This window comes from Streptomyces sp. NPDC001100, assembly GCF_053598575.1.
Genome location: NZ_JBSFKO010000040.1, coordinates 75,957 through 96,364, shown reverse-complemented (window position 1 = coordinate 96,364; position 20,408 = coordinate 75,957). Strand labels below are relative to the sequence as shown.

Here is a 20,408-nt window from a genome sequence, read left to right as displayed (position 1 = left end):
CGGAGCGGTGGTCGCCGTTCCCCTGGTCGCGGTCACCAACACGGTGGTGAGCTACATGTCACTTCCCGCGGGAAGTGACACACTTTTTTGAACCCCCTACCCCGCCCGGCGCGACACGCCGACCGACGCGGGCTCGTCCCCTCAGGGACGGGACGTCAAGTACCCGCCCATGGTCCGGAAGTAGTCGCCGGTCGCGTACTCGGTGCCGTCGTCCGTGCGCACCCGGCGCACCAACAGCCCACGGCCGCGCCCGGTGTGGGCCTCGGGGCCGGCCACGACGACCACTCCGTCGCCCTCGCGGATGAAGATCCGCCCCGGGGTGCCGCCGTAGCACCCCTCGGAGACGGCCGCCGAGACGATCCTGAGCCGCTCCCCGCGATGAAAGGCGTAGGCGTTCGGATACGGGTCCGACTGGGCCCTGACAAGGCGCTCCAGACGTTCCGCGGGCCAACTCCAGTCGATACGGCTGTCCTCGGCCGACCGCTTGTGGAAGAAGCTGGCGCGGCTGCGGTCCTGCGGCACCCACTGGCCGGCGTCGCGGCCGGAGGCGATCAGGTCGAGCGACTCGCGCACGATCGGCGCGATGAGGTCGACGGTGCGGTGGAACAGGTCGGTGGCGGTGTCGGTGGGGCCGACCGGGACCGAGCGCTGGATCAGGATGTCCCCCGCGTCGAGTTCGCCGTTCATGCGGTGCGCGGTGACGCCGACACGCGGCTCGTCGTTCAGCAGCGCCCAGATGATCGGGGAGAAGCCCGCGTACGACGGCAGCAGCGAGTCGTGGATGTTGAGGGTGCCGTGCGGCGGGAGGTCGAACAGCTCCGGGGGCAGCCAGGTCCGCCAGTTGTTGGCGACGATGATGTCCGGGCGCGCTTCCCGTACGGCGTCCAGGAGTTCCGCGTCGTCGGGGCGGTTGCGCAGCAGGACGGGGACGTCGTTCTTCTCGGCGAGTTCGGCGACGCTGTCGTCCCAGATCTTCTCGTAGGCATGCTCACTTTTCGGGTGGGTGACGACGGACACGACCTCGTGGTCGGAGTCCAGCAGCGCCTGCAGCGTGCGGTGACCCCAGGTCTGATAGCCGAGCATGACGACCCGCATGACGGTCCTTCCCTTCAACGACTCATTGCAAGGTAAGCCTTACCTTATCTAGCATTGGGTTGCCTGAGGGAGGCGATGCCACGGTGAAGTCACCGCTCATGGATTCCGAAGTGGTCCACGACATGCTCGGAATCGGATTCGGTCCGTCAAATCTCGCTCTGTCCATAGCGGTTGAGGAGCACAACAGGAGCCTTCCGGCAGACAGCCGTCTCAACGCCCTGTTCCTGGAGCGCCAGCCGCGCTTCGGCTGGCACCGGGGCATGCTGATCGACGACGCCACGATGCAGGTGTCGTTCCTCAAGGACCTGGTCACGCTGCGGAATCCGACCAGCGACTACAGCTTCCTCTGCTTCCTGCGCGAGCAGGGCAGACTGATCGACTTCCTGAACCAGAAGACGCTCTTCCCGCTGCGCGTGGAGTTCCACGAGTACTTCGAGTGGGCGGCCGAGCGCGTCTCCCATCTCGTCTCCTACGGCAGTGAGGTCGTCGCCGTCGACCCGGTGCGCGGCGACGACGGAGAGGTGGCCTTCTTCGACGTCACCACCCGGGACACCTCAGGGAACGGCGCCACCGTGACCCGCCGGGCCCGCAACATCAGCGTGGCCATGGGTCTCGAACCGCATGTGCCGCCGGGTCTCGAACTGGGCGAACGTCTCTGGCACAACAGCGAGTTGATCCCCCGCGCGACCGAACTGGCCGACGCGGGACGGCCGGTGCGGCGGGCCGTGGTGCTCGGCGCGGGCCAGAGCGCCGCCGAGGCGGTGGACTATCTGCACCGCACCTTCCCGGACGCCGAGGTGTGCTCGGTGTTCGCCAAGTACGGCTACACCCCGGCCGACGACAGCCCGTTCGCGAACCGCATCTTCGACCCGGAGGCGGTGGACGTCTACTTCTCGGCGCCCTCCGAGGTCAAGCAGTCACTGCTCGACTACCACCGGTCCACCAACTACTCCGTGGTCGACATGGAGTTGATCGAAGCCCTGTACGCCACCGCGTACCGGGAGAAGGTGGCGGGACGCGAGCGGCTGCGTTTCCTGAACGTCTCGCGGATACGCGCCGTGGATACCGGAGCGGACGGCGGTCTCGACGTCGCCGTGGAGTTCCTGCCCACCGGCGAGAAGCAGGTGCTGCCCGCCGACGTACTGGTGCTCGCCACCGGCTACCGGCCCCGCGACCTGGGTTCACTGCTCGGCGAGGCGGCCAAGCTCTGCCTCAGGGACGACGGGGACGAGATCCGCGTGGGCCGGGACCACCGGGTCGAGACCGTCCCGGAGGTGACCGCCGGCCTCTACCTCCAGGGCGGCACCGAGCACACCCACGGGCTGACCAGCACCCTGCTGTCGACGGTCGCGGTCCGGGCTGAGGAGATCCACCGCTCGGTACAGGCGACGAAAGTAGCCGTCTGACGGCCCCACGGTTCCCCGGGCCCGGAGGGTACGGTCCCTTCCGGGCCCGGGGTTTTTGCCTGCACCCGATCAACTCCCCGCACAATCAGCGATGTTGGGCCACCAGCACGCTGTCACCGACCTGCGGCCGGATCGCGTCCACGATGTCCCGGGAGTCCTCGCCACCGGGCTGCCGTGGATGTCCGAAACCGGTCTCGCGCCCGTCCGGTTCACGCTCGGCGGGGCCGGGCATGTCGTACGGGATCATGTCGGATGACGGCATGCGCGTCGGCCTCTCACCGGTCGTCGGACGTCATGGAGGCCTCAGGACACGGGACCGGGTCAGCGATCGGGTCAGTAAGGGCCATGGGTCCAGCGGCCGTTCGTCATCGTGGCATGCACGGGCATCGCGCGCAGGGTGTCCGGATCGGCGTCCAGCGGGTCCACGTCCACGACCACCAGGTCGGCCGGGTCCCCGACCCTGATGAGCCGGCGGCCTCGGGCCGCGGCGACCAACGCGTCCGGTACGGACAGGCGTTGCTCCGGATGCCAGGCGGGGCGTTCGTCGTCGGTGCGGCTGACCGCCGAGGCGATGGCGAGCCAGGGGTCGAGCGGCGAGACCGGGGCGTCCGAGCCGAACTCCAGCCGTGCGCCGGCGGCGAGCAGGTCGCCGTAGGCGAAGGCGCGTTCGGTACGTCCGGCCCAGTGCCGGTCCGCCACGTCGCGGTCGTCCGTCGCGTGCCGGGGCTGGACGCCCGCGATCACTCCCAGCTCGGCGAATCTCGGGAGGTCTTCGGGGCTCAGCAGCTGCGCGTGCTCGATCCGGCCGCGGCAGCGCACCGCCTCGAAGGCGTCCAGGGCAACGGTGTTGGCGCGGTCGCCGATGGCGTGCACGGCGGGTTCGATGCCGTGCGCGGCGGCACGCCGCATGAGCCGTACGAGCTCGTCGGGGGCCGTCTGCTCGATGCCGTGGGCGCCGTCCGTGCCCTCCAGGCCGGGGTAGGGGTCGCGGCACAGGGCGGTGCGGGTGTTGAGCGAACCGTCCGTGAAGAGTTTCAGCGGGCCCACCCCGACCAGGCCACCGATCTCTTCGCCCGTGCGCAGCCCGCGCTTGATCGCGGCGTCCAGGTAGCTCGGATACACCGCGGCCAACACCCGTACGGCGGGCTGGAATTGGGCCGAACGGCGTTCCCAGTCCGCGACCGTGTCGCCAAACTGGAAGTCGATGACTCCGGTGACGCCGCGTGCGGCGGCGGCCCGGCAGGCCTCCTCGATCCAGCCGTCGAGCACCTCGTCCGGGGTCGCGGGGAGCGCGGCGAGGGCTTCGTGGGCCTCGTGTTCCCTGATCAGGCCGGTGGGGTGGTCGCCGCGGCCGACGAGCGCGAGGCAGGCCGAGTTGAACCACGCGGCATGGAGATCGGCGCTGACCAGGGCGACCGGCCGGTCGGGCAGCACCGCGTCGAGCAGTGCTTTGTGCGGGGCGTCGGGCCACAGGCCGTCGCGGAACCCGTAGCCGTAGAGCACCGTGCCGTCGGACGTCCCGGCGCGCGCCCGGACGAGCTCGGTCACCGCCCGGGCGGAGTCGGTTCCGGCCAGGTCCAGCCGGTGCCGGGCGCTCGCCCATTCCGCGAGGTGGACGTGGGCGTCCCACAGGCCGGGCAGCAGCACCCGTCCGTCGAGATCGAGGACGGGTTCACCGCCGGCCCCGGCGTCCGGGTCCGCGCCCGCTTCCGGGACGACGTGGGTGATCCTGCCGTCCGCCACCCGCAGCCGGGCGAGTGGCCCACCGGCGCCGAGCCGCACCCGGGCGAGCGTCCGTGCGGGTGCCGGGGCACTTGCGGTGTCTGCCATACAGAACCCCCTAGGTAAAGTTAGGCTTACCTTACCTTCACATCAGTGCCGGGCAGGGCCGAGCCCTGCGATGACACCGGTGACAGTGTTCACGACATCCCCGACGACCGTCATCACCGGCTGCACGACATCGGCGGCCGGTGCGGGCACAGGCTCGGGCTCCGGCGCGGGATCCTCACAGCAGGCGACCTGCGCGGCGCGGGGCGTGTTCTGCGGCTGATCCTGCTCGGGAGGATCCGAGGGAGGCGACTGCGTCACATCATCGCTCTCGGGTGTCGTCGGATCACCGCCGCGGGGCGCGTCACCCCTGCCGTCCGCCTCCCCTCTACCTCCGTCCGCAGGTTCGTCACCCTCGGCCCCCTCGTCGGCGGCGGATCCGAGCGCCCAGCGCTGCCCGGCGGACCCGTCCCGTCCCGCCAGCACGACCCGCGCCCCCTTCTTCCCGTTCTCCGGAGCGACGGCCAGCCCCTGGCTCCAGCGGAGCAGCAACTCACCGCGGACCGTCAGGTCGTAGTGCACCTCGCCGGCGTGCACCAGGCACCCGGCCAGCGTGACCGTGCCCCTGTCGGTGTCGGAGGCGAGGCAGAGTCCGGGATCGTCGAGGCTGCGCAGCAGACCGTCCTGGTCGTACGACCACTGCTGCGACCCGGCGGTGGAACACGCGGCCAGAGCTACGGTCGCGCCGTTCCGCACCCGCCCACCGGCCGCGTCGAGGCACAGCCCGGACGCGAGGGCGCGCAGCGCACCCTGTTGGACGACTCCCGCGCCGACGGAACCGGCAGCGGACTCGGCACCGGCCGACGAGGGCGCCGCGACCGGGCTCTGGTGGGACGAACTGCCGCTGGGCGCACCCCAGGTGGCCTGCGGATCGGGGGTGCCACTCTGAGTCCAGCCCTTGGAGACGAGCACGGTCGCGAGCAGCGCGAGGGAGGTCAGCCCCACGCCCACGACGGCGGCCTTGGGGTGCCTTCGCGGGAAGGCGAGGAGGCCGTCAGGGGTGGGGCGGTGGCGGCCCGTCGGGCGGCGGACGGCACGGGTGGCGGTCCCGGGCGTCGCGCGGCCGGGCCGCGAGTCGAGATAGCGGCGGGCTCCCCAGCCGAGGACGGTCTCGGCGAGCAGCACTTCGAGGCCGCCGTCGAAATGGCTCAACTGCTCCGCCGCGAAACGGCAGTAGCGGCATGTCATGAGGTGCCGTTGCACATCGGGCAACAGACTGCCGCCGCGGCGGATCGGGACGTCGAGGAGACGGTTGTAGTAGCGGCATTCGGGTGTCGGCGCGAGTTCCAGGTGGGCGCGGACACAGCCCGCCCTGAATTGTTCACGCGCCTGGTCCAGCGCGGCGGTCGCGGTGGCCTCGTCCACGCCCAGCAGACCGGCGGGTATGGTTATGGGCTCCGCCTCGACCTCGGTGTGCCACAGGAGGCATTGGGAGGCGCCCGGCAGCTTGCCGAAAGCGCGCTCCGCGAGCTTCCGCCTTTCGGAGGTGCCGGGCCTCGCCGCGCGTAGACCTCGGGCGCCAGTGGGTTTGCGAAGTTCCGGCAACAGCGCGGGAATTCGCTCGTCGGCGGCCCACTTCTTCACCGTCTCCCGGACCGCCACAAGGAGTTGGGGCCGCAGGGCACCACCGGTCACCCGGCTCGCGAGTACCTGGTGGAAGGAGGCGCCGGCCACCATGGACGCCGAACTCTCGGCGGTGGCGAGGCAGATGGCCGCATATTCGCTTGTCGCCTGCCAGTGGCGCGCAAGCAGCAGGGCGACGGAACGAGTGCCCGCGGCTTTGTCGCCGAGTTGTGCCACGAGATTGCGGTCCGACTCCCCCGGACTCGATCCGGGGCGAGGCGGGAACGGCGGGCGTGGGGGGTAGGGGGATTGCACGGGACCATTTCCTTCCAAGCCGCAGGACGGCACACGAATGCCCGACCATCGGAAAGCAGGTGCTTGCTTGGTGCATACCTATGAGATGTCAGAAACGACCCTGACCATTGCCTTCTCACGACTGTCCTCACGAGGTGGCTCACACTCGCACAAGCGCCTGACAGGAAACAAGGAGTTAGGGTGACCGATGTTCAAAACGCTGTGAATTCAGATTGGTTACCGCGGGTATCCACAGGCGTCTACACGAAATCTCCAACTCCTCCGCGAACTAAGGGAGGCACACAGGGAACTCCGAAGTTTCTCTCGGGATGCTCTCATCGCCGTGGTCCACCATGAACCGCATGATCGCCCCCCACTCCTCAGCCATCCCCGCACCCGCTCCTGTCCCCACGGTCCGCAAGGCGGTCGTGCCGGCCGCCGGGCTCGGCACGCGGTTCCTGCCTGCGACGAAGGCGACGCCCAAGGAGATGCTCCCGGTCGTCGACAAGCCCGCGATCCAGTACGTCGTCGAGGAGGCCGCCGCGGCCGGACTCGACGACATCCTGATGGTCACCGGCCGGCACAAGCGCGCCATCGAGGACCACTTCGACCACGCCTTCGAACTGGAACAGGCCCTGGCCGCAAAGGGCGACACCGTACGTCTGGACGCCGTACGCGATCCCGCGCGCCTCGCCGACATCCACCACATCCGCCAGGGCGACCCGCTCGGCCTCGGCCACGCGGTGCTCTGCGCCCGCCACCACGTCGGCGACCAGCCCTTCGCGGTCCTGCTCGGCGACGACCTGATCGACCCGCGCGAGACCCTGCTCAGCCGGATGCTGGAGGTCCGCGAACGGTACGCGGGCAGCGTGGTCGCCCTCATGGAAGTCCCGGCGGAACAGGTCCACCTGTACGGCTGCGCGGCCGTCGAGCCGACCGGCGAGGACGGTGTCGTACGGGTCACCGGCCTGGTCGAGAAGCCGTCCCGCGAGGACGCGCCGAGCCGTTACGCCGTCATCGGCCGCTACGTCCTCGACCCCGCGATCTTCCCCACTCTGGAGCGCACTCCGCCCGGCCGCGGCGGCGAGATCCAACTGACCGACGCCCTCCAGGAGTTGGCCGCCGGCGGCACGGTCCACGGGGTCGTCTTCGACGGCCTGCGCTACGACACCGGTGACAAGGCCGACTATCTGCGCACGGTGGTCCGGCTGGCCTGCGACCGCCCGGACCTGGGGCCCGAATTCGTGGCATGGCTCAAGGAGTTCGTGGCGGGACTGGAGGGCGGCGCGAGCCAGGACGAGCAGCTCGCGGCCTGAACTCCGCGCGCACGAGGGCCCGGTCACGCCGTAGCGACAACCGGGCCCTTACGTCTGCCTCGTGACGGTCAGCCGTTCGGCCGGAGCGTCCAGGTGACCGTCATCTCCCCCGTCACGGCCCCGTCCTCGCGCTGGATGGCGACGGTCACCGGGAACTCGGGGCGCCGGCCCGCGTCGAGTTCGGCGACGACGTCGGCGGCGGGACGGCCGAGAGTCGCGATGGCCTTCACCGGGCCGAGGGCGATCTTCTTGAACGCGATCTCCGCGTTGACCGGGAGCGGCACGGCCCGCGAGAGCTGGTCGCCGAAGGCGGCGAGGACGATCGCGCCGCTGGCGGACTCGCCGAGGGTGAACATGGCGCCGGCGTGCGGCCCGCCGACGTGGTTGCGGTACTCGCTCTGGTCCGGCAGGGCCAGCACCGCCCGCTCCGGACTGGTCTCCAGGTACTCCAGGTTCAGCGTGCGAACCATCGGCACCGTGGCGGCGAGCAACTCGCCGATGGACATCTGATCTGCGCTCATGGACGGCATGTTACCCACGAGTAGTCAATTCGGGCCAGACCTGTGCGCCGGCAAACACCGCCCGGTCCCCGAGTTGGTACGACCCTGACAAGGGCCGGTGACCCCACCGTGTCCTGTGCCGCACTAGGGTTACTGCCCATGTGGCCAGGACAGCAGCCGCCCGGGGGCGAGCAGAACCCGCAACAGAACCCGTACCAGCAGCCGGGGTACCAACAGCCGAATCCCTATCAGCAGCCCGGCTACCAGCAGCCCAACCCCTATGCGCAGCAACCGCAGTGGGGTGCTCCGGGCCCCGCCGGCGGACCTCAGCCGCCGCAGGGCGGGGGCGGCGGAAACCGGACGAAGCTGGTCGCGATCGTCGCCGCCACGGCCGTCGTCGTGGCCGCCGGCGTGACCGGGTTCCTGGTCCTGGGCGGGAACAAGGACGACAAGGCCGACGGCGGCAAGAGCGGGACGAGCCAGTCGCCCTCCGCCTCCGCGGACCCGAGTGCCTCCTCCTCCGGTTCCGACGACAACCCGCGAGGCACCGAGAGCGAGCAGCCGACCATCACGGGCTGGAAGGTCGTCGTCAACCAGAAGTACGGCACCGCCTTCGACGTCCCCGCCGACTGGGAAGTCGGTACGCCGGGCACCTTCACCTTCTTCGAGGACGAGCAGAAGGGCGACGGCTCCCCGTACATCGGCTTCTCCGCGCCCGCCTATCTGAAGCAGAAGTGGTGCGAGTCCGACGACGACAAGGACGGCACGAAGGAGACCTCGGGGCTGGCGACGAGCGGCACGAAGGGCGAGGACGGCGCGAAGGACACCGCGAGCACCGCGCGCGGTGACGCCGCCGCGTTCGCGTTCGGCGGGTACACGGACCAGAAGGACTCCTCCAAGAAGTACCTGAAGATCGGCGCGGCGAAGCCGTACACGACGAAGTCGGGTGTCACCGGCAGCGTCGCCACCTCGTACACGACCGGCGTGCCGAAGAGCGGCAAGTGCTCCACCGACGGCAAGGCGACCACGTTCGCCTTCAAGAACTCGGCGGGCGACTTCGTCTCCTGGACCCTCTACGGCGCCAAGGGCGTCAGCGAGGAGATCCCCGACGCGACGGTGCAGAAGATCCTCAGCACCGTACGGCTGCACGGGGATCCCACGGGCAGCACCAGCTGAGGGCCCTGGCCGTTCGGCTCGTTTCTGGCCGCAATCCGTTTGGCAGGGACAGGCCGGGGCGGGGATAGTCGGCCGGTGAACGCCACCGCCGCCCTCCGTCACCCGCGCCGCCCCGACTGGGCGGGCCGCAACTACACCCTGCTGACCACCGCCGCGGTGGCGACCGGTCTCGGCGGCAGCGGTGCGCTGATCGCCGCCGCGTTCGCCGTGCTGGACGCGGGCGGCGACAGCGGTGACGTGGGGCTGGTGGCCGCCTCGCGCACGCTGCCGCTGGTGGTGTTCCTGCTGGTCAGCGGCGCGCTCGCGGACCGGGTGCCCCGGCATCGGGTGATGGTCGCGGCCAACGCCCTCAGCTGTGTCTCGCAGGCGGCCTTCGCGGTACTGGTCCTCGCCGGTGAGCCCCGGCTGTGGCAGATGATGCTGCTGGCCGCGCTCGGCGGCACCGGGCACGCGTTCTTCGGCCCGGCGGCCGAGGGCATGCTGATGTCCACGGTGAGCGGGGAGCAGGCGGGCCGGGCGTTCGCGGTGTTCCGGATGGCGATGCAGGGCGCGTCCCTGGGCGGCGCCGCCCTCGGCGGTGCGCTGGTCGCGGTGGTCGGCCCCGGCTGGGTGCTCGCCCTCGACGCGGCGATGTTCGCGGTCGCCGGGGCGCTGCGCTCCTTCCTCGACGTGAGCCACATCCCGCCGCGCGTGCCGGGCGGCGGAATGCTGGCCGATCTCCGGGACGGCTGGCGGGAGTTCATCGGCCGACCCTGGCTGTGGTCCGTTGTCGTGGCGTTCTCCGTCGCCAACGCGGTGGTCGGTGCGGCCGACGGCGTCTACGGCCCGCTCGTCGCCCGGGACAGCCTCGGCGGCGCGGGTCCCTGGGGCCTGGCGCTGGCCGCGTTCGGCGCGGGCACGGTGGCCGGCGCCCTGCTGATGACCCGTTGGAAACCCCGCAGGCTGCTCCTCGCGGGCATACTCTGCATCTTCCCCCTGGCCCTCCCGTCCGCCGCGCTCGCGGTGCCGGTGCCGGTCGGTGTCCTGTGCGTGGTGATGTTCGTCGCCGGGGCCACCGTCGAGGTGTTCGGGGTGTCGTGGATGACGGCACTGCACCAGGAGATCCCCGAGGAGAAGCTCTCCCGGATCGCGGCGTACGACTGGCTCGGCTCGATCGCGCTGATGCCGGTCGCCGCCGCGGCGGCGGGTCCCGCGGAGTCGGCCTTCGGCCGCACGGCGGCCCTGTGGGGGTGCGCGATCCTGGTCGCTCTGGTGACGGCGGGAGCGCTGTGCGTGCCGGAGGTACGGAATCTACGGCGGCGCACTGGGTCACCGGCCCGCGTCGAAGCGAAGGCCGCGAACGGCTCAGCCGATCCCGAACGCTCCGTCGGGGGGCTGGGGTGACGGTACGGCGTCCTCGTCCCGGACAGGTCGCGCGCCGCCGATGAAGTCCCGTACCGCGAGCCCGTGTTCGAGCCGCGCCGGGAAGGCGTCCGAGGCCACGAGCCGGGTCAGGGCCACCGTGTCGACGGGCCGGTGGGCGGCGACGAGCACCGCGTTGCCGAACCGGCGTCCGCGCAGCACACCCGGTTCCGCGATCAGCGCCAGCTCCCCGAACACCGCGCCGAACGTGGCGAGTTGGGCGCGCAGGAATGCGAACGGGGCGGAGTCCGCGAGGTTGGCGAGGTAGTACCCGTCGGCCCGCAGCACGCGCTCGGCCTCGCGGGCGTACGCCACGGAGGTCAGATGCGCCGGAACCCGCGTCCCGCCGAAGACGTCCGCGACGATCACGTCCGCCGAAGCGTCCGGCGCCGCCTCCAGCCATGCCCGGGCGTCGGCGCCGTGCACGGTGACACCGGCACCGTCCGGCACCGGCAGATGCTCGGCGACCAGCTCCAGCAGCCCCAGGTCCGCCTCGACGACGTCCTGCCGCGAGCCCGGCCGGGTCGCCGCCAGGTACCGGGGCAACGTGAGCGCCCCGCCGCCCAGATGCACCACGTCCAGCGGGCGCCCCGGCTCCGCGACGGTGTCCAGCACATGCCCGAGCCGCCGCGCGTACTCGAACTCCAGATGCGTCGGCGCGTCCAGGTCCACATACGACTGCGGCGCCCCGTCGACGGTCAGCAGCCAGGCCCGCGCCCGATCCACGTCGGGCATCAGCTTGGCGGTCCCGTGATCAACGTCCCGGGTCACGGGTATCGGTTCGTCCACGGCTCCATTGTGCCGGGGTGGAGCGAGGTGGCGCGGTCGTACGGGCCCGTCAGACCCCCCACACCTCCCCCACCTCCGCCAAGTGCGCCGCCGCCTGTTCCCGCCCCGCGCGAGCGGCCGGCGCGCGTACCGCCGGGTCGAGCGGATTCCGGCCGTACGCCTGCTTCGCCTCGGGGGACGGACTGACGGCGACCGCGCGGGCTCCCTGTTCCACGAGCCGCCGGGTCTGGTCCGCAGCCGAGGCGAGAGGCCCGCCGCCGACGGTCATCGGGGCGAGGACGACGACCCGGTCGTAGCCCTCCGCGAGATGGGCGTTGGCGGACGAATGGATGCCGCCGTCCATCCAGACCCTGCCCTCGATCGAGACCGGCGGCCACACACCGGGAACCGCGCAACTCGCGGCGACGGCGTCGGCGAGAGCCGGCCCGCTGTCCTTGTCGAAGACCCGCAGCTCCCCGGTCGCGGTGTCCACGGCGGTGAGGCGCAGGGCACGATCGGGCCACTCCGGCGAGACGAGCCTGCTCGCTATCGCGGCCCGCCGGGCCGCCGCGTCGGGCGTCCTGGCGGCGAGTGCCATACGGCCGATCTTCCGGCCGTACGCCTCGGGAGTGCGCGAGGTCAGGGTCGTCAGCACGTAGCGGAACAGCAGGCCGACGCCGAGTCGGCTCGGGATCTCGCCCTCGGGGGCCGCGAGTTGGCGCTCGTAGAGTTCCTTGAGCGTGCCCGCCGTCAGTTGCGCGCCGACGGCCGAACCGGCCGACGTACCAATCACGACGTCGGCGTCGCCGAGATCCACGCCCGCCTCGCCCAGGCCGTACAGCATCCCGGCCATCCAGCCGATACCGCTGATGCCCCCGCCACCCAGCACAAGTGCCTTGCCCGCCATGGTGCCCCCACCTCTCCATCACTCGCCACGACTGTCTCCACGATCAAGTCTTGCGCACGCCACTGACAATGACCGTCGCGGGTCGCCCGCCTGACACTGGCGGGCCCCCTCGAACGCGCGAAGGTGCCCGCCCCCGCAGGGACGGGCACCTCGCTCATTCAGCCGACCTCGGTCACCGTGCCCGCGCCGACCGTCCGTCCGCCCTCGCGGATCGCGAAGCCGAGCCCCGGCTCCAACGGGACCTCACGGCCCAGCTCGACCGACATCGTGACGGTGTCCCCGGGTCGCGCGACCGCCGTCTCGCCGAGGTCGATGTCGCCGACGACGTCCGCGGTGCGGATGTAGAACTGCGGCCGGTAGCCGGTCGACACCGCGGTCGTCCGGCCACCCTCGCGCGCCGACAGGACGTACACCTGCGCGGAGAAGCGGCGGCTGGGCACGACACTGCCGGGCGCCGCGACGATGTGCCCGCGCCGGACCGCGTCACGCGGGACCCCGCGCAGCAGCAGCGCCACGCTGTCCCCGGCCTGGGCCTCCTCCATGGGCTTGCCGAACGTCTCCAGGCCGGTGACCACCGTCTCCACGGCGGCCCCGAGCACTTCGATCCGGTCGCCCACCCGGACCGTGCCGCGCTCGATCGCGCCCGTGACCACCGTCCCGCGCCCGGTGATGGTGAGCACGTTCTCGACGGGCAGCAGGAACGGCGCGTCCAAGTACCGCTCGGGCATGGGCACATACGTGTCCACGGCGTCGAGCAGGGCGTCGATCGACGCCGTCCAACGGGGGTCCCCCTCAAGGGCCTTGAGGCCGGACACCCGTACGACGGGTACGGAGTCGCCGCCGTAGCCGTTCGCAGTGAGCAGTTCGCGGACCTCCAGCTCCACGAGGTCGGTGAGCTCCTCGTCACCCGCGTCGGCCTTGTTGAGCGCGACCACGATGTGGTCGACGCCCACCTGCCGGGCGAGCAGCACGTGTTCGGCGGTCTGCGGCATGATCCCGTCGAGCGCGGAGACGACGAGGATCGCCCCGTCGAGCTGCGCGGCCCCGGTGACCATGTTCTTGACGTAGTCGGCGTGGCCGGGCATGTCGACGTGCGCGTAGTGCCGGGTGTCGGTCTCGTACTCGACGTGCGCGATGTTGATGGTGATGCCGCGCGCGGCCTCCTCCGGCGCCCGGTCGATGCGGTCGAACGGGACGAAGGTGGACGCGCCGCGCTCGGCGAGGACCTTGGTGATGGCGGCGGTCAGGGTGGTCTTGCCGTGGTCGACATGGCCCATCGTGCCGATGTTCAGATGCGGTTTCGTGCGGACGTATGCCGTCTTGGACATGGCGGTACCTCGAAGCCTGATGAGGGAAGTGCGGGGACCCCGAGGACTCGCCGACCCTCCCCCTGCGGGGTCCGCCGGACGATCCGGAGAGGGTCAGCTTCGGGCGCCGTCGACGGCGGCGACGAGTGCGGGAACGGCAGCCTTCGGGGCATCCGCGACCGCGGATGCTGCGAGGTGGAAGGCGTACCGGAACATGGCTCCGATCATTGCCGACGCTTTGCCCCACGTCGAACGATTTATCGGCAGCGTGACTTCGGAAGGGACTTCAGGACCCGATGGTCGTCAGGGACCGATGGTCGTCAGGGACCGATGTTCTTCAGAGCCTCGCGCACCGACAGCGGCGCGAACCGCCCCTTCTCCCGGGCCAGGAAGCCACGCACCGCCTCCGGGTCCGTCTTCGCGTACTCGCGCAGGCACCAGCCGATGGCCTTGCGGATGAAGAAGTCGGGGTGCCCGGACTGGCGCAGGCAGTACGCGAAGAGGCGTTCGGTGTCGGTGCGCTCCTTGTAGCGCAGTTGGTGGAGCAGGGCCGTACGCGCGACCCACAGGTCGTCGTCGACGATCCACGCGTCCATGTCGGCCGCCAGCCTCGGATCGGCGGCGACCAGGCCTCCCACTACGTGGGAGGCGAGTGCGTCGACGGTGTCCCACCAGGGGACCGTGGAGACGAGATGCCGGGCGACGGGCAGGAAGCCGGACGTGCAGTGCCTCACATGGCGGCGCAGGTAGTCCACCGCGAAGTACTGGTACTCGCGCTCCGGCAGTTCCCAGCAGCGCAGGGCGATCGCGGTGCAGTCGGTCTCGTCGGGGCGGGGCGTGCCCTCCAGGACCGTGCGGGACAAAGCCCTGCGTACGGGCGTGGTCAGACCGAGGAAGGGCGCGACGTCCTTCATGTAGGCCCGCATCGGTACCGCCCGTTCCGGGTCGGCCGCGGCGGCGTAGGTGGCGGTGAGCCGCTCCAGCACGGTGTCGGCGAGAACACTGCCCGGCACCTCCAGGGTGCCCGCACCTGTGACGCTCATGAGACGAACCATACGGCGATCACATACACAGGTCGGTTAGGGTCGCCGACATGCTCGCCGATGCCACCACCCGCTCCGGGGGCACCGCCACGGCCACTCCCCAGGCCACTGCCAAGACCGCCGGCACGGAACTCGCCGCGGTCGTGACCGTCCCCACAGGCACGTCCCTCGTCACCGTCGCGCCCCTGCTGCCCGTCGTCCCGACCGGCTTCTCCGCGCGCTGCACGAGAGCCCTGCTCTCACCGTGGTCCCGGCTGTCGCTGCTCCTCGTGCTGCTCGCCGGGGCGGCTTCGACCGTGCTGCTCTTCCACCCGCAGCGGCTCCTCTCCGACGGCTGGCCGCCCCAACTCACCGGTGCCATGGCGGCGTTGGTTTTCGCCGCCGCCTACGGCCTGTGCAGCGTGGCGTTCGTACCGCGCCCGCTGCTCAACCTCGCGGCGGGCGCACTGTTCGGCTCCCAGCTGGGCACCGCCTCGGCGCTGGCGGGGACGGTGCTCGGGGCCGGGATCTCCTTCGGCCTCGGCCGTGTCCTGGGCCAGGACGCGCTGCGCCCGCTGCTGCGGGGCCGGTGGCTCAAGGCGGCCGACGGCCAACTCAGCAGGCACGCCTTCCGTTCGATGATGGCGGCGCGGCTCTTCCCGGGACTGCCGTTCTGGGGCGTGAACTACTGCGCCGCCGTCTCCCGTATGCGCTGGATGCCGTTCCTGCTCGCGACGGCGCTCGGCTCGCTCCCGAACACCGCCGCCTACGTCGTCGCCGGCGCCCGTGCCTCCAGCCCCACGTCTCCGGCCTTCCTGATCGCCATGGCCTGCATCGCCCTGCCGGCCCTCGGCGGCGCGGTGGTGGCCTGGCGCAAGCGCCACCACCTGCGCCCCCAGTAGCACTCGGTAGCACTCGGTAGCACTCAGACAGCCTCGATGATCATCGCGTTGGCGAGACCCCCGGCCTCGCACATCGTCTGCAGCCCGTAGCGCGCTCCCCGGTCCCGCATCGCGTGCACGAGCGTGGTCGTCAGCCGGGTGCCGCTCGCGCCGAGCGGATGGCCGATCGCGATGGCCCCGCCGTGCACGTTGACCTTGGCGAGATCGGCGCCGGTCTCCTGCTGCCAGGCCAGAACGACGCTGGAGAACGCCTCGTTGACCTCGAACAGGTCGATGTCGTCGAGGGCGAGCGAGGCCCTGCGCAGCACCTTCTCGGTGGCCGGTATGACACCGGTGAGCATGAGCAACGGGTCGGAGCCGGTCACGGCGAAGCTGTGCAGCCGGGCGAGCGGGCGCAGCCCGAGCCGGGCCGCGGTCTCGCTGGACGTGATCAGGGCGGCGGAGGCACCGTCGTTGATCGGGCTGGAGTTGCCTGCGGTGATGTTCCACTCGATCCCCGGGAACCGCTCGGCCCAACTCGGGTCGTAGAAGGCGGGCTTGAGGCCGCCCAGAACCTCGGCGGTGCTGCCGGGCCGTACGCACTCGTCGCGCGAGGCGCCCGCCAGGGGTATCACCTGGGCGTCGAAGAGGCCCGCGTCCCAGGCTGCGGCGGCCTTGTGGTGCGAGGAGAGCGCGAAGTCGTCCAACTGGTCGCGGGTCATCGACCACTTGGCGGCGATGAGTTCGGCGCTGATGCCTTGCGGGACAAGGCCTTCCGGGTAGCGTGCGGCGACTCCGGGGCCGAAGGGGTCCGTGCCGGGCAGCACGGCCGACCCCATCGGTACCCGTCCCATGGACTCCACTCCGCAGGCCACGACCAGGTCGTACGCCCCGGAGAGCACGCCCTGTGCCGCGAAGTGCACGGCCTGCTGGGAGGAGCCGCACTGGCGGTCCACGGTGGTCGCGGGCACCGACTCCGGGAAGCCCGCCGACAGGACGGCCTGCCGGGTGATGTTGACGGACTGCTCACCGACCTGGGTGACCGTGCCGCCGATGACGTCGTCGATGAGGACCGGGTCGATCCCGGTGCGCTCGACGAGGGTGCGCAGGGTGTGTGCGAGGAGTTCGACGGGATGGACCTGGGCGAGGGAGCCGTTCGGCTTGCCCTTGCCCACGGGGGTGCGTACGGCTTCGACGATCACTGCGTCACGCATGATGCGGGCCTCCAGGATGACCAGCCAGAAAGAACGACCAGAACTACCGGCAGAACTACCAGCAGAACTACCAGCAGAACTACCGGCAGAACTATTAGTGAGTAGGAAATCCAAACTCACCATAGCCCTGTCAGTTGGAAAATCAAACCCTCCCGTAAAGTGGACGCATGGCCCCTCCCAAAGACAAGCCCGCCCTCAAAGACAAGCCCGCCCCCAAAGACCCGCGCCCCTGCTCGATCGCCGACGCCCTCGCGCTCGTCGGCGAGAAGTACTCCCTGCTCGTCCTGCGGGAGGTGTGCCTGGGCAATCGCCGCTTCGACCAACTGGTCCGCAACATCGGCGCCCCGCGCGACGTCCTGGCCGCCCGGCTGCGCCGTCTCGTCGACGCCGGGATCCTCACCCGGCAGACCTACAGCGAGCACCCGCAGCGCTTCGAGTACCGGCCCACGGAGGCGGGTCTCGAACTGGAGCCGGTCCTGATGACCCTCATGGCATGGGGCGACCGTCATCTCCGAAAGGATCTGCTCGACCGCCCCATGGTGGTCGAGCACATCTGCGGCAACGAACTGGTCCCGACCGTCACCTGCACGGCCTGCGGAGCCCCGGTCCGCCACGAGGACCTGACGGCCCATCCGCAGGCGCCCGGCTGGACCGTGACCGGGCCGGCGGCGGCCTGACCGGAAGAAGCCGGGCCGGGGACTAAGCCCCCTTGTAGACGTCCAACCGCCCGCACATCCCGAACTTCCCGTACGCCGAAGGCTGTTCGGCCCGTACCGCGGCGTCGGCGAGGTGCGAGAAGTCGCCCTGGTCCAGCCAGTCGAGCTGTGCCCCCGTGGCCGCGGCGGCGGCCCGCGCACCCCGCTCCCAGCGCTCGCGCCACTCCGCGAGCCGCGGCTGTACCAGCGCGGCGGCGGCCCGGTGGAACGCGGCCAGCGCCTCCGGGCCCTCGGCGGAGCGAAGCGCCTCATAGCCCTCCAGGGCGAGATCGCGCCGGGCGCGGGCGACGCGTTCCTGTTCAGCCTCGGGCGCGTCGGTCGGGATCACGGTGACGGCGGCGTACGTCTCCGGGTCGGTGAGGTACCGCGGGGGCAGGGTGAGCACCGCGTCCCCCGCCTCGGGCAGCCCGCTGTTCTGCATGAGCACGGTGATGCGCAGACCGCCCTCGTTGACGAGCCGGTGGATGGTGCCGGGCGTAAACCAGGCGACCGTTCCGGCCGCGAGCGGCGTCACCTCGTAGCCGGACGCCGTGAGCGTCTGCACCGCACCGCGTCCACCGGTGACGACGTACCCCTCCGAACAGGTCAGGTGCATATGGGGGGTTCCGCCGCACACACCGCCGTCGATCTCGGCGGGCCAGTCATAGACGGACAGATGCGAGACGGCCACTCCCCCCGGCAGTCCGCCGAACCCCTCCACGCTCACCACGGCCGCGCCTCCAGGTACTTGGCGATCTCCTCCCGCTCCCATGCTCCGTCGGCGACGACGACCCTGTAGCGCCGGGTGAGCGTGTCGCCGGGGTCGAGCACCAGCTCGTCGTAGAAGGCGTAGGAGGGGGCGATTCCGGCGAACGGCTCGTTGCGTACGAACCAGTGGTCGGGGTGGGTGCCCCCGGCGCCGGTGTGGTCGTTCTCGGGGGCGTGCGCGAAGACGATCGTCGCGTGGCCGTCGGTGCCGTCGTGCTCTCCGGAGACGGCGAGCCAGGGGCCCTGGGAGCCCATCAGCCCGGGGCCCTCGTCGTCGGGGCCGATGATGCGGCCGTCGCGGAAGGCGCGCGGGCCGCGCCAGAACAGGCCGGTGTAGCCGGCCGCCTCGCGCCCGTGGGTGGTGGGGCTGCCGAACAGCAGGGGCTCGTCGCGGCGGTTCGTCACGGCGCTCGTCCAGGTCAGTGCCCAGGAACCCGACTCCGTGTCGACGTCGTGCACCTCGATCCGGCGCTGTTCGTCGGCCCAGAGCTCGCCGCTGTGGGGGTGCCAGGTCAGCCGTTCGGCGATGACGAGGCGTTCCTCGCCCGAGTCGATGTGGGTGTCGATCTCGTCGAAGGCGACATGGGCCATCGACCCGACCCGCTCGGGGAGTTCGAGATACCCCTCGCCGTGAACGTATGTGTTGCCGCCCCACAGGTTCTGGCCCGACAGGTGCGAGGCGGTGAACTGCAGGCCCTTGTGCCAGCGGTGGTCGTTGGGCCGGTAGTCCGTGACGATGTCGCCGGCCAGGGTCCGGATCGGGTGGAGGTACGGCTTCGGCGCCTCCCAGGCCGCCTCGGGCCGGTAGACATAGCTGAACAGCTCGACGCCGGTGGCCGGTTCGGTCACCGTGATGCGGTCGTCGTGGGCGTGGACGATACGCAGGCCGGTCATGCCGACACCTCCTCGCGCGCCACGGGCGCCCAGCCGGGGGCGCCGCCGTGCAGCGCCGTGTAATAGGGGTCACCGGGGCCGATCTCGCCGGCCCGTACGGTCGTGTCCGTGAACGCCGACTTGTAGAGCGCGGTGATCAGCTCCAGGCTGGTGCGTCCGTCGGTGCCGCTGCTGCGCGGACGTTCGCCGGCCCGCATGCTGACGACGAGTTCCCGCAGCTGCTCCAGGTGTGAACTCGGCACGTCGGGACCGAAGTTCTGCCAGGCGGCGGCGTCTTCGCCCGAGACGTCCGGGGCTGGCGTGATGCGCCAGTTGTCGTTGCTGTGGCCGTAGAGGTGGGTGAGTTCGACGGTGGCGCGCTCGCAGTCGATGCGGATGCGGCTGACCTCGTCGGGGCTCAGGACGCTGTTGACGACGGTCGCCATCGCGCCGTTCGCGAAGCGGACCAGGGCGGTCGAGACGTCCTCGGTCTCCACGTCGTGGACCAGCCGCCCGGCCATGGCCTTGACCTCGCTCCACGGCCCGAGCAGATCGAGCAGCAGGTCCATCTGGTGGATGCCGTGTCCCATGGCGGGACCGCCGCCCTCGGTCGCCCAGCGTCCGCGCCAGGGCACGGCGTAGTAGGCGGTGTCGCGGTACCAGGTGGTCTGGCAGTGCGCCACCAGCGGCCGGCCCATGGCCTGCTCGGCGAGCAGCCGGCGTACATGCCGGGTGCCCGAGCCGAAGCGGTGCTGGAAGACGATCGAGGCGTACGGCCCCCCGTCCTTCCCCTCCTCGTGCTCCACGGCGTCGAAGTCGGCCAGTGTGGGCACCGGCGGCTTCTCGCACCACACCCAGGCGCCGGCCCGCAGCGCGGCGACGGTCTGCGCGCGGTGCAGGGTGGGCGGGGTGCAGATGGTCACGAGATCGGGCCGCTGCTCCCGGAGCATCTGTTCCAGGTCGGTGTAGGCGTGCGGGATCCCGGCCTCGGCGCTGAAGGACTCGACCGCGGTGGCATCGATGTCAACGGCCGCGACCACCTCGGTCTCGCCCTCCTCGGCGAGCCGGGCGAGCGCGGGGAAGTGGGAGCCGCGGCCGATGGCACCGGCGCCGACCACGGCTGCCCTGATGCGTCGGCCGGTGAGCGGCGGCAAGGGCTGGAACGCCCCGGGGTTGGTGGCGGGTGTGGACATGGGCGTGATCAGCACTCCTCCGGAGACAGCGAGCGCGTCCAGCAAGCGCTTTCCTCCGCTGCAACGTATGCGCCGCCCCCGCGCCTGGTCAACACCGCACACCCGGAGTCGCCCGGCCGCCCGCGAAACCCCTGTGTCGGGCCTGTCATACCGGGACGCTACGCTGCCCCTCATACACACTCGATCACCGTGCGCGGCGTTT

19 protein-coding genes are annotated in these 20,408 nt (G+C 71.1%); 6 read left to right on the top strand and 13 right to left on the bottom strand.

Annotated elements, in window-relative coordinates:
* Positions 1–141: 141 nt before the first annotated feature.
* Positions 142–1,095 carry a methionyl-tRNA formyltransferase gene (locus ACWDEW_RS40010; RefSeq protein WP_450519912.1) on the bottom strand — a complete coding sequence of 318 codons (954 nt, stop codon included), beginning with the start codon at positions 1,093–1,095 and terminating at the stop codon, positions 142–144.
* A 98-nt stretch (positions 1,096–1,193) separates the two neighbouring features.
* On the opposite strand from ACWDEW_RS40010, the gene ACWDEW_RS40005 reads away from it, so the two are divergent.
* Positions 1,194–2,501, top strand: coding sequence for a lysine N(6)-hydroxylase/L-ornithine N(5)-oxygenase family protein (locus ACWDEW_RS40005; RefSeq protein ID WP_450519910.1), 1,308 nt, complete (start codon positions 1,194–1,196; stop codon positions 2,499–2,501).
* Positions 2,502–2,586: 85 nt separating this feature from the next.
* Here the strand turns inward: ACWDEW_RS40005 and ACWDEW_RS40000 are convergent, their stop codons facing one another.
* From ACWDEW_RS40000 to ACWDEW_RS39990, 3 genes are all read right to left on the bottom strand, one after another.
* A complete protein-coding gene (locus ACWDEW_RS40000) occupies positions 2,587–2,763 on the bottom strand; it encodes a hypothetical protein (protein WP_450519908.1) in 177 nt (58 codons plus the stop codon).
* Positions 2,764–2,834: 71 nt separating this feature from the next.
* On the bottom strand, positions 2,835–4,331 hold the full coding sequence (locus ACWDEW_RS39995; RefSeq protein WP_450519906.1) for an amidohydrolase: 1,497 nt from the start codon (positions 4,329–4,331) through the stop codon (positions 2,835–2,837).
* A 42-nt stretch (positions 4,332–4,373) separates the two neighbouring features.
* A complete protein-coding gene (locus ACWDEW_RS39990; RefSeq protein ID WP_450519904.1) occupies positions 4,374–6,128 on the bottom strand; it encodes an RICIN domain-containing protein in 1,755 nt (584 codons plus the stop codon).
* A 419-nt stretch (positions 6,129–6,547) separates the two neighbouring features.
* Between ACWDEW_RS39990 and galU the strand changes: the two genes are divergently transcribed.
* A complete protein-coding gene (gene galU, locus ACWDEW_RS39985) occupies positions 6,548–7,501 on the top strand; it encodes a UTP--glucose-1-phosphate uridylyltransferase GalU (protein WP_450519902.1) in 954 nt (317 codons plus the stop codon).
* Between the two features lie 68 nt (positions 7,502–7,569).
* Here galU and ACWDEW_RS39980 read toward each other — a convergent pair whose 3' ends face one another.
* On the bottom strand, positions 7,570–8,007 hold the full coding sequence (locus tag ACWDEW_RS39980) for a DUF4442 domain-containing protein (protein ID WP_450519918.1): 438 nt from the start codon (positions 8,005–8,007) through the stop codon (positions 7,570–7,572).
* Positions 8,008–8,160: 153 nt separating this feature from the next.
* Here ACWDEW_RS39980 and ACWDEW_RS39975 point away from each other — a divergent pair, with 153 nt between their 5' ends.
* Together ACWDEW_RS39975 and ACWDEW_RS39970 are read left to right on the top strand one after the other, a co-directional pair.
* Positions 8,161–9,177: a hypothetical protein gene (locus ACWDEW_RS39975; RefSeq protein ID WP_450519900.1), complete on the top strand. Its 1,017-nt coding sequence runs from the start codon at positions 8,161–8,163 to the stop codon at positions 9,175–9,177.
* Positions 9,178–9,252: 75 nt separating this feature from the next.
* On the top strand, positions 9,253–10,560 hold the full coding sequence (locus ACWDEW_RS39970; RefSeq protein ID WP_450519898.1) for an MFS transporter: 1,308 nt from the start codon (positions 9,253–9,255) through the stop codon (positions 10,558–10,560).
* Here ACWDEW_RS39970 and ACWDEW_RS39965 read toward each other — a convergent pair.
* From ACWDEW_RS39965 to ACWDEW_RS39950, 4 genes are all read right to left on the bottom strand, one after another.
* Positions 10,522–11,367, bottom strand: coding sequence for a spermidine synthase (locus tag ACWDEW_RS39965; protein ID WP_450519896.1), 846 nt, complete (start codon positions 11,365–11,367; stop codon positions 10,522–10,524). The genes ACWDEW_RS39970 and ACWDEW_RS39965 overlap by 39 nt on opposite strands.
* A 49-nt stretch (positions 11,368–11,416) precedes the next feature.
* On the bottom strand, positions 11,417–12,253 hold the full coding sequence (locus ACWDEW_RS39960) for a patatin-like phospholipase family protein (protein ID WP_450519894.1): 837 nt from the start codon (positions 12,251–12,253) through the stop codon (positions 11,417–11,419).
* A 158-nt stretch (positions 12,254–12,411) separates the two neighbouring features.
* On the bottom strand, positions 12,412–13,581 hold the full coding sequence (gene tuf, locus ACWDEW_RS39955; protein ID WP_019071044.1) for an elongation factor Tu: 1,170 nt from the start codon (positions 13,579–13,581) through the stop codon (positions 12,412–12,414).
* Between the two features lie 299 nt (positions 13,582–13,880).
* A complete protein-coding gene (locus ACWDEW_RS39950; protein WP_450519892.1) occupies positions 13,881–14,603 on the bottom strand; it encodes a DNA alkylation repair protein in 723 nt (240 codons plus the stop codon).
* 50 nt (positions 14,604–14,653) lie between these two features.
* Between ACWDEW_RS39950 and ACWDEW_RS39945 the strand changes: the two genes are divergently transcribed.
* Positions 14,654–15,484, top strand: coding sequence for a TVP38/TMEM64 family protein (locus ACWDEW_RS39945; protein ID WP_450519891.1), 831 nt, complete (start codon positions 14,654–14,656; stop codon positions 15,482–15,484).
* Positions 15,485–15,507: 23 nt separating this feature from the next.
* Here ACWDEW_RS39945 and ACWDEW_RS39940 read toward each other — a convergent pair whose 3' ends face one another.
* The gene (locus ACWDEW_RS39940) at positions 15,508–16,677 is read right to left on the bottom strand and encodes a thiolase family protein (RefSeq protein ID WP_450519890.1); all 1,170 of its coding nucleotides are present in this window, start codon (positions 16,675–16,677) and stop codon (positions 15,508–15,510) included.
* A gap of 167 nt (positions 16,678–16,844) precedes the next feature.
* Between ACWDEW_RS39940 and ACWDEW_RS39935 the strand changes: the two genes are divergently transcribed.
* The gene (locus tag ACWDEW_RS39935) at positions 16,845–17,354 is read left to right on the top strand and encodes a winged helix-turn-helix transcriptional regulator (protein WP_450519888.1); all 510 of its coding nucleotides are present in this window, start codon (positions 16,845–16,847) and stop codon (positions 17,352–17,354) included.
* A 22-nt stretch (positions 17,355–17,376) separates the two neighbouring features.
* Here the strand turns inward: ACWDEW_RS39935 and ACWDEW_RS39930 are convergent, their stop codons facing one another.
* Genes ACWDEW_RS39930 through ACWDEW_RS39920 form a run of 3 tightly spaced genes read right to left on the bottom strand, consistent with a single transcriptional unit; the run spans position 17,377 to position 20,206 of the window.
* Complete coding sequence (locus ACWDEW_RS39930; protein ID WP_450519886.1) at positions 17,377–18,102, bottom strand: cupin domain-containing protein; 726 nt, start codon at positions 18,100–18,102, stop codon at positions 17,377–17,379.
* On the bottom strand, positions 18,096–19,034 hold the full coding sequence (locus tag ACWDEW_RS39925; protein WP_450519884.1) for a DUF6807 domain-containing protein: 939 nt from the start codon (positions 19,032–19,034) through the stop codon (positions 18,096–18,098). The genes ACWDEW_RS39930 and ACWDEW_RS39925 overlap by 7 nt, the downstream gene beginning before the upstream one ends.
* Complete coding sequence (locus tag ACWDEW_RS39920; RefSeq protein ID WP_450519882.1) at positions 19,031–20,206, bottom strand: Gfo/Idh/MocA family protein; 1,176 nt, start codon at positions 20,204–20,206, stop codon at positions 19,031–19,033. The genes ACWDEW_RS39925 and ACWDEW_RS39920 overlap by 4 nt, the downstream gene beginning before the upstream one ends.
* Between the last annotated feature and the right edge of the window lie 202 nt (positions 20,207–20,408).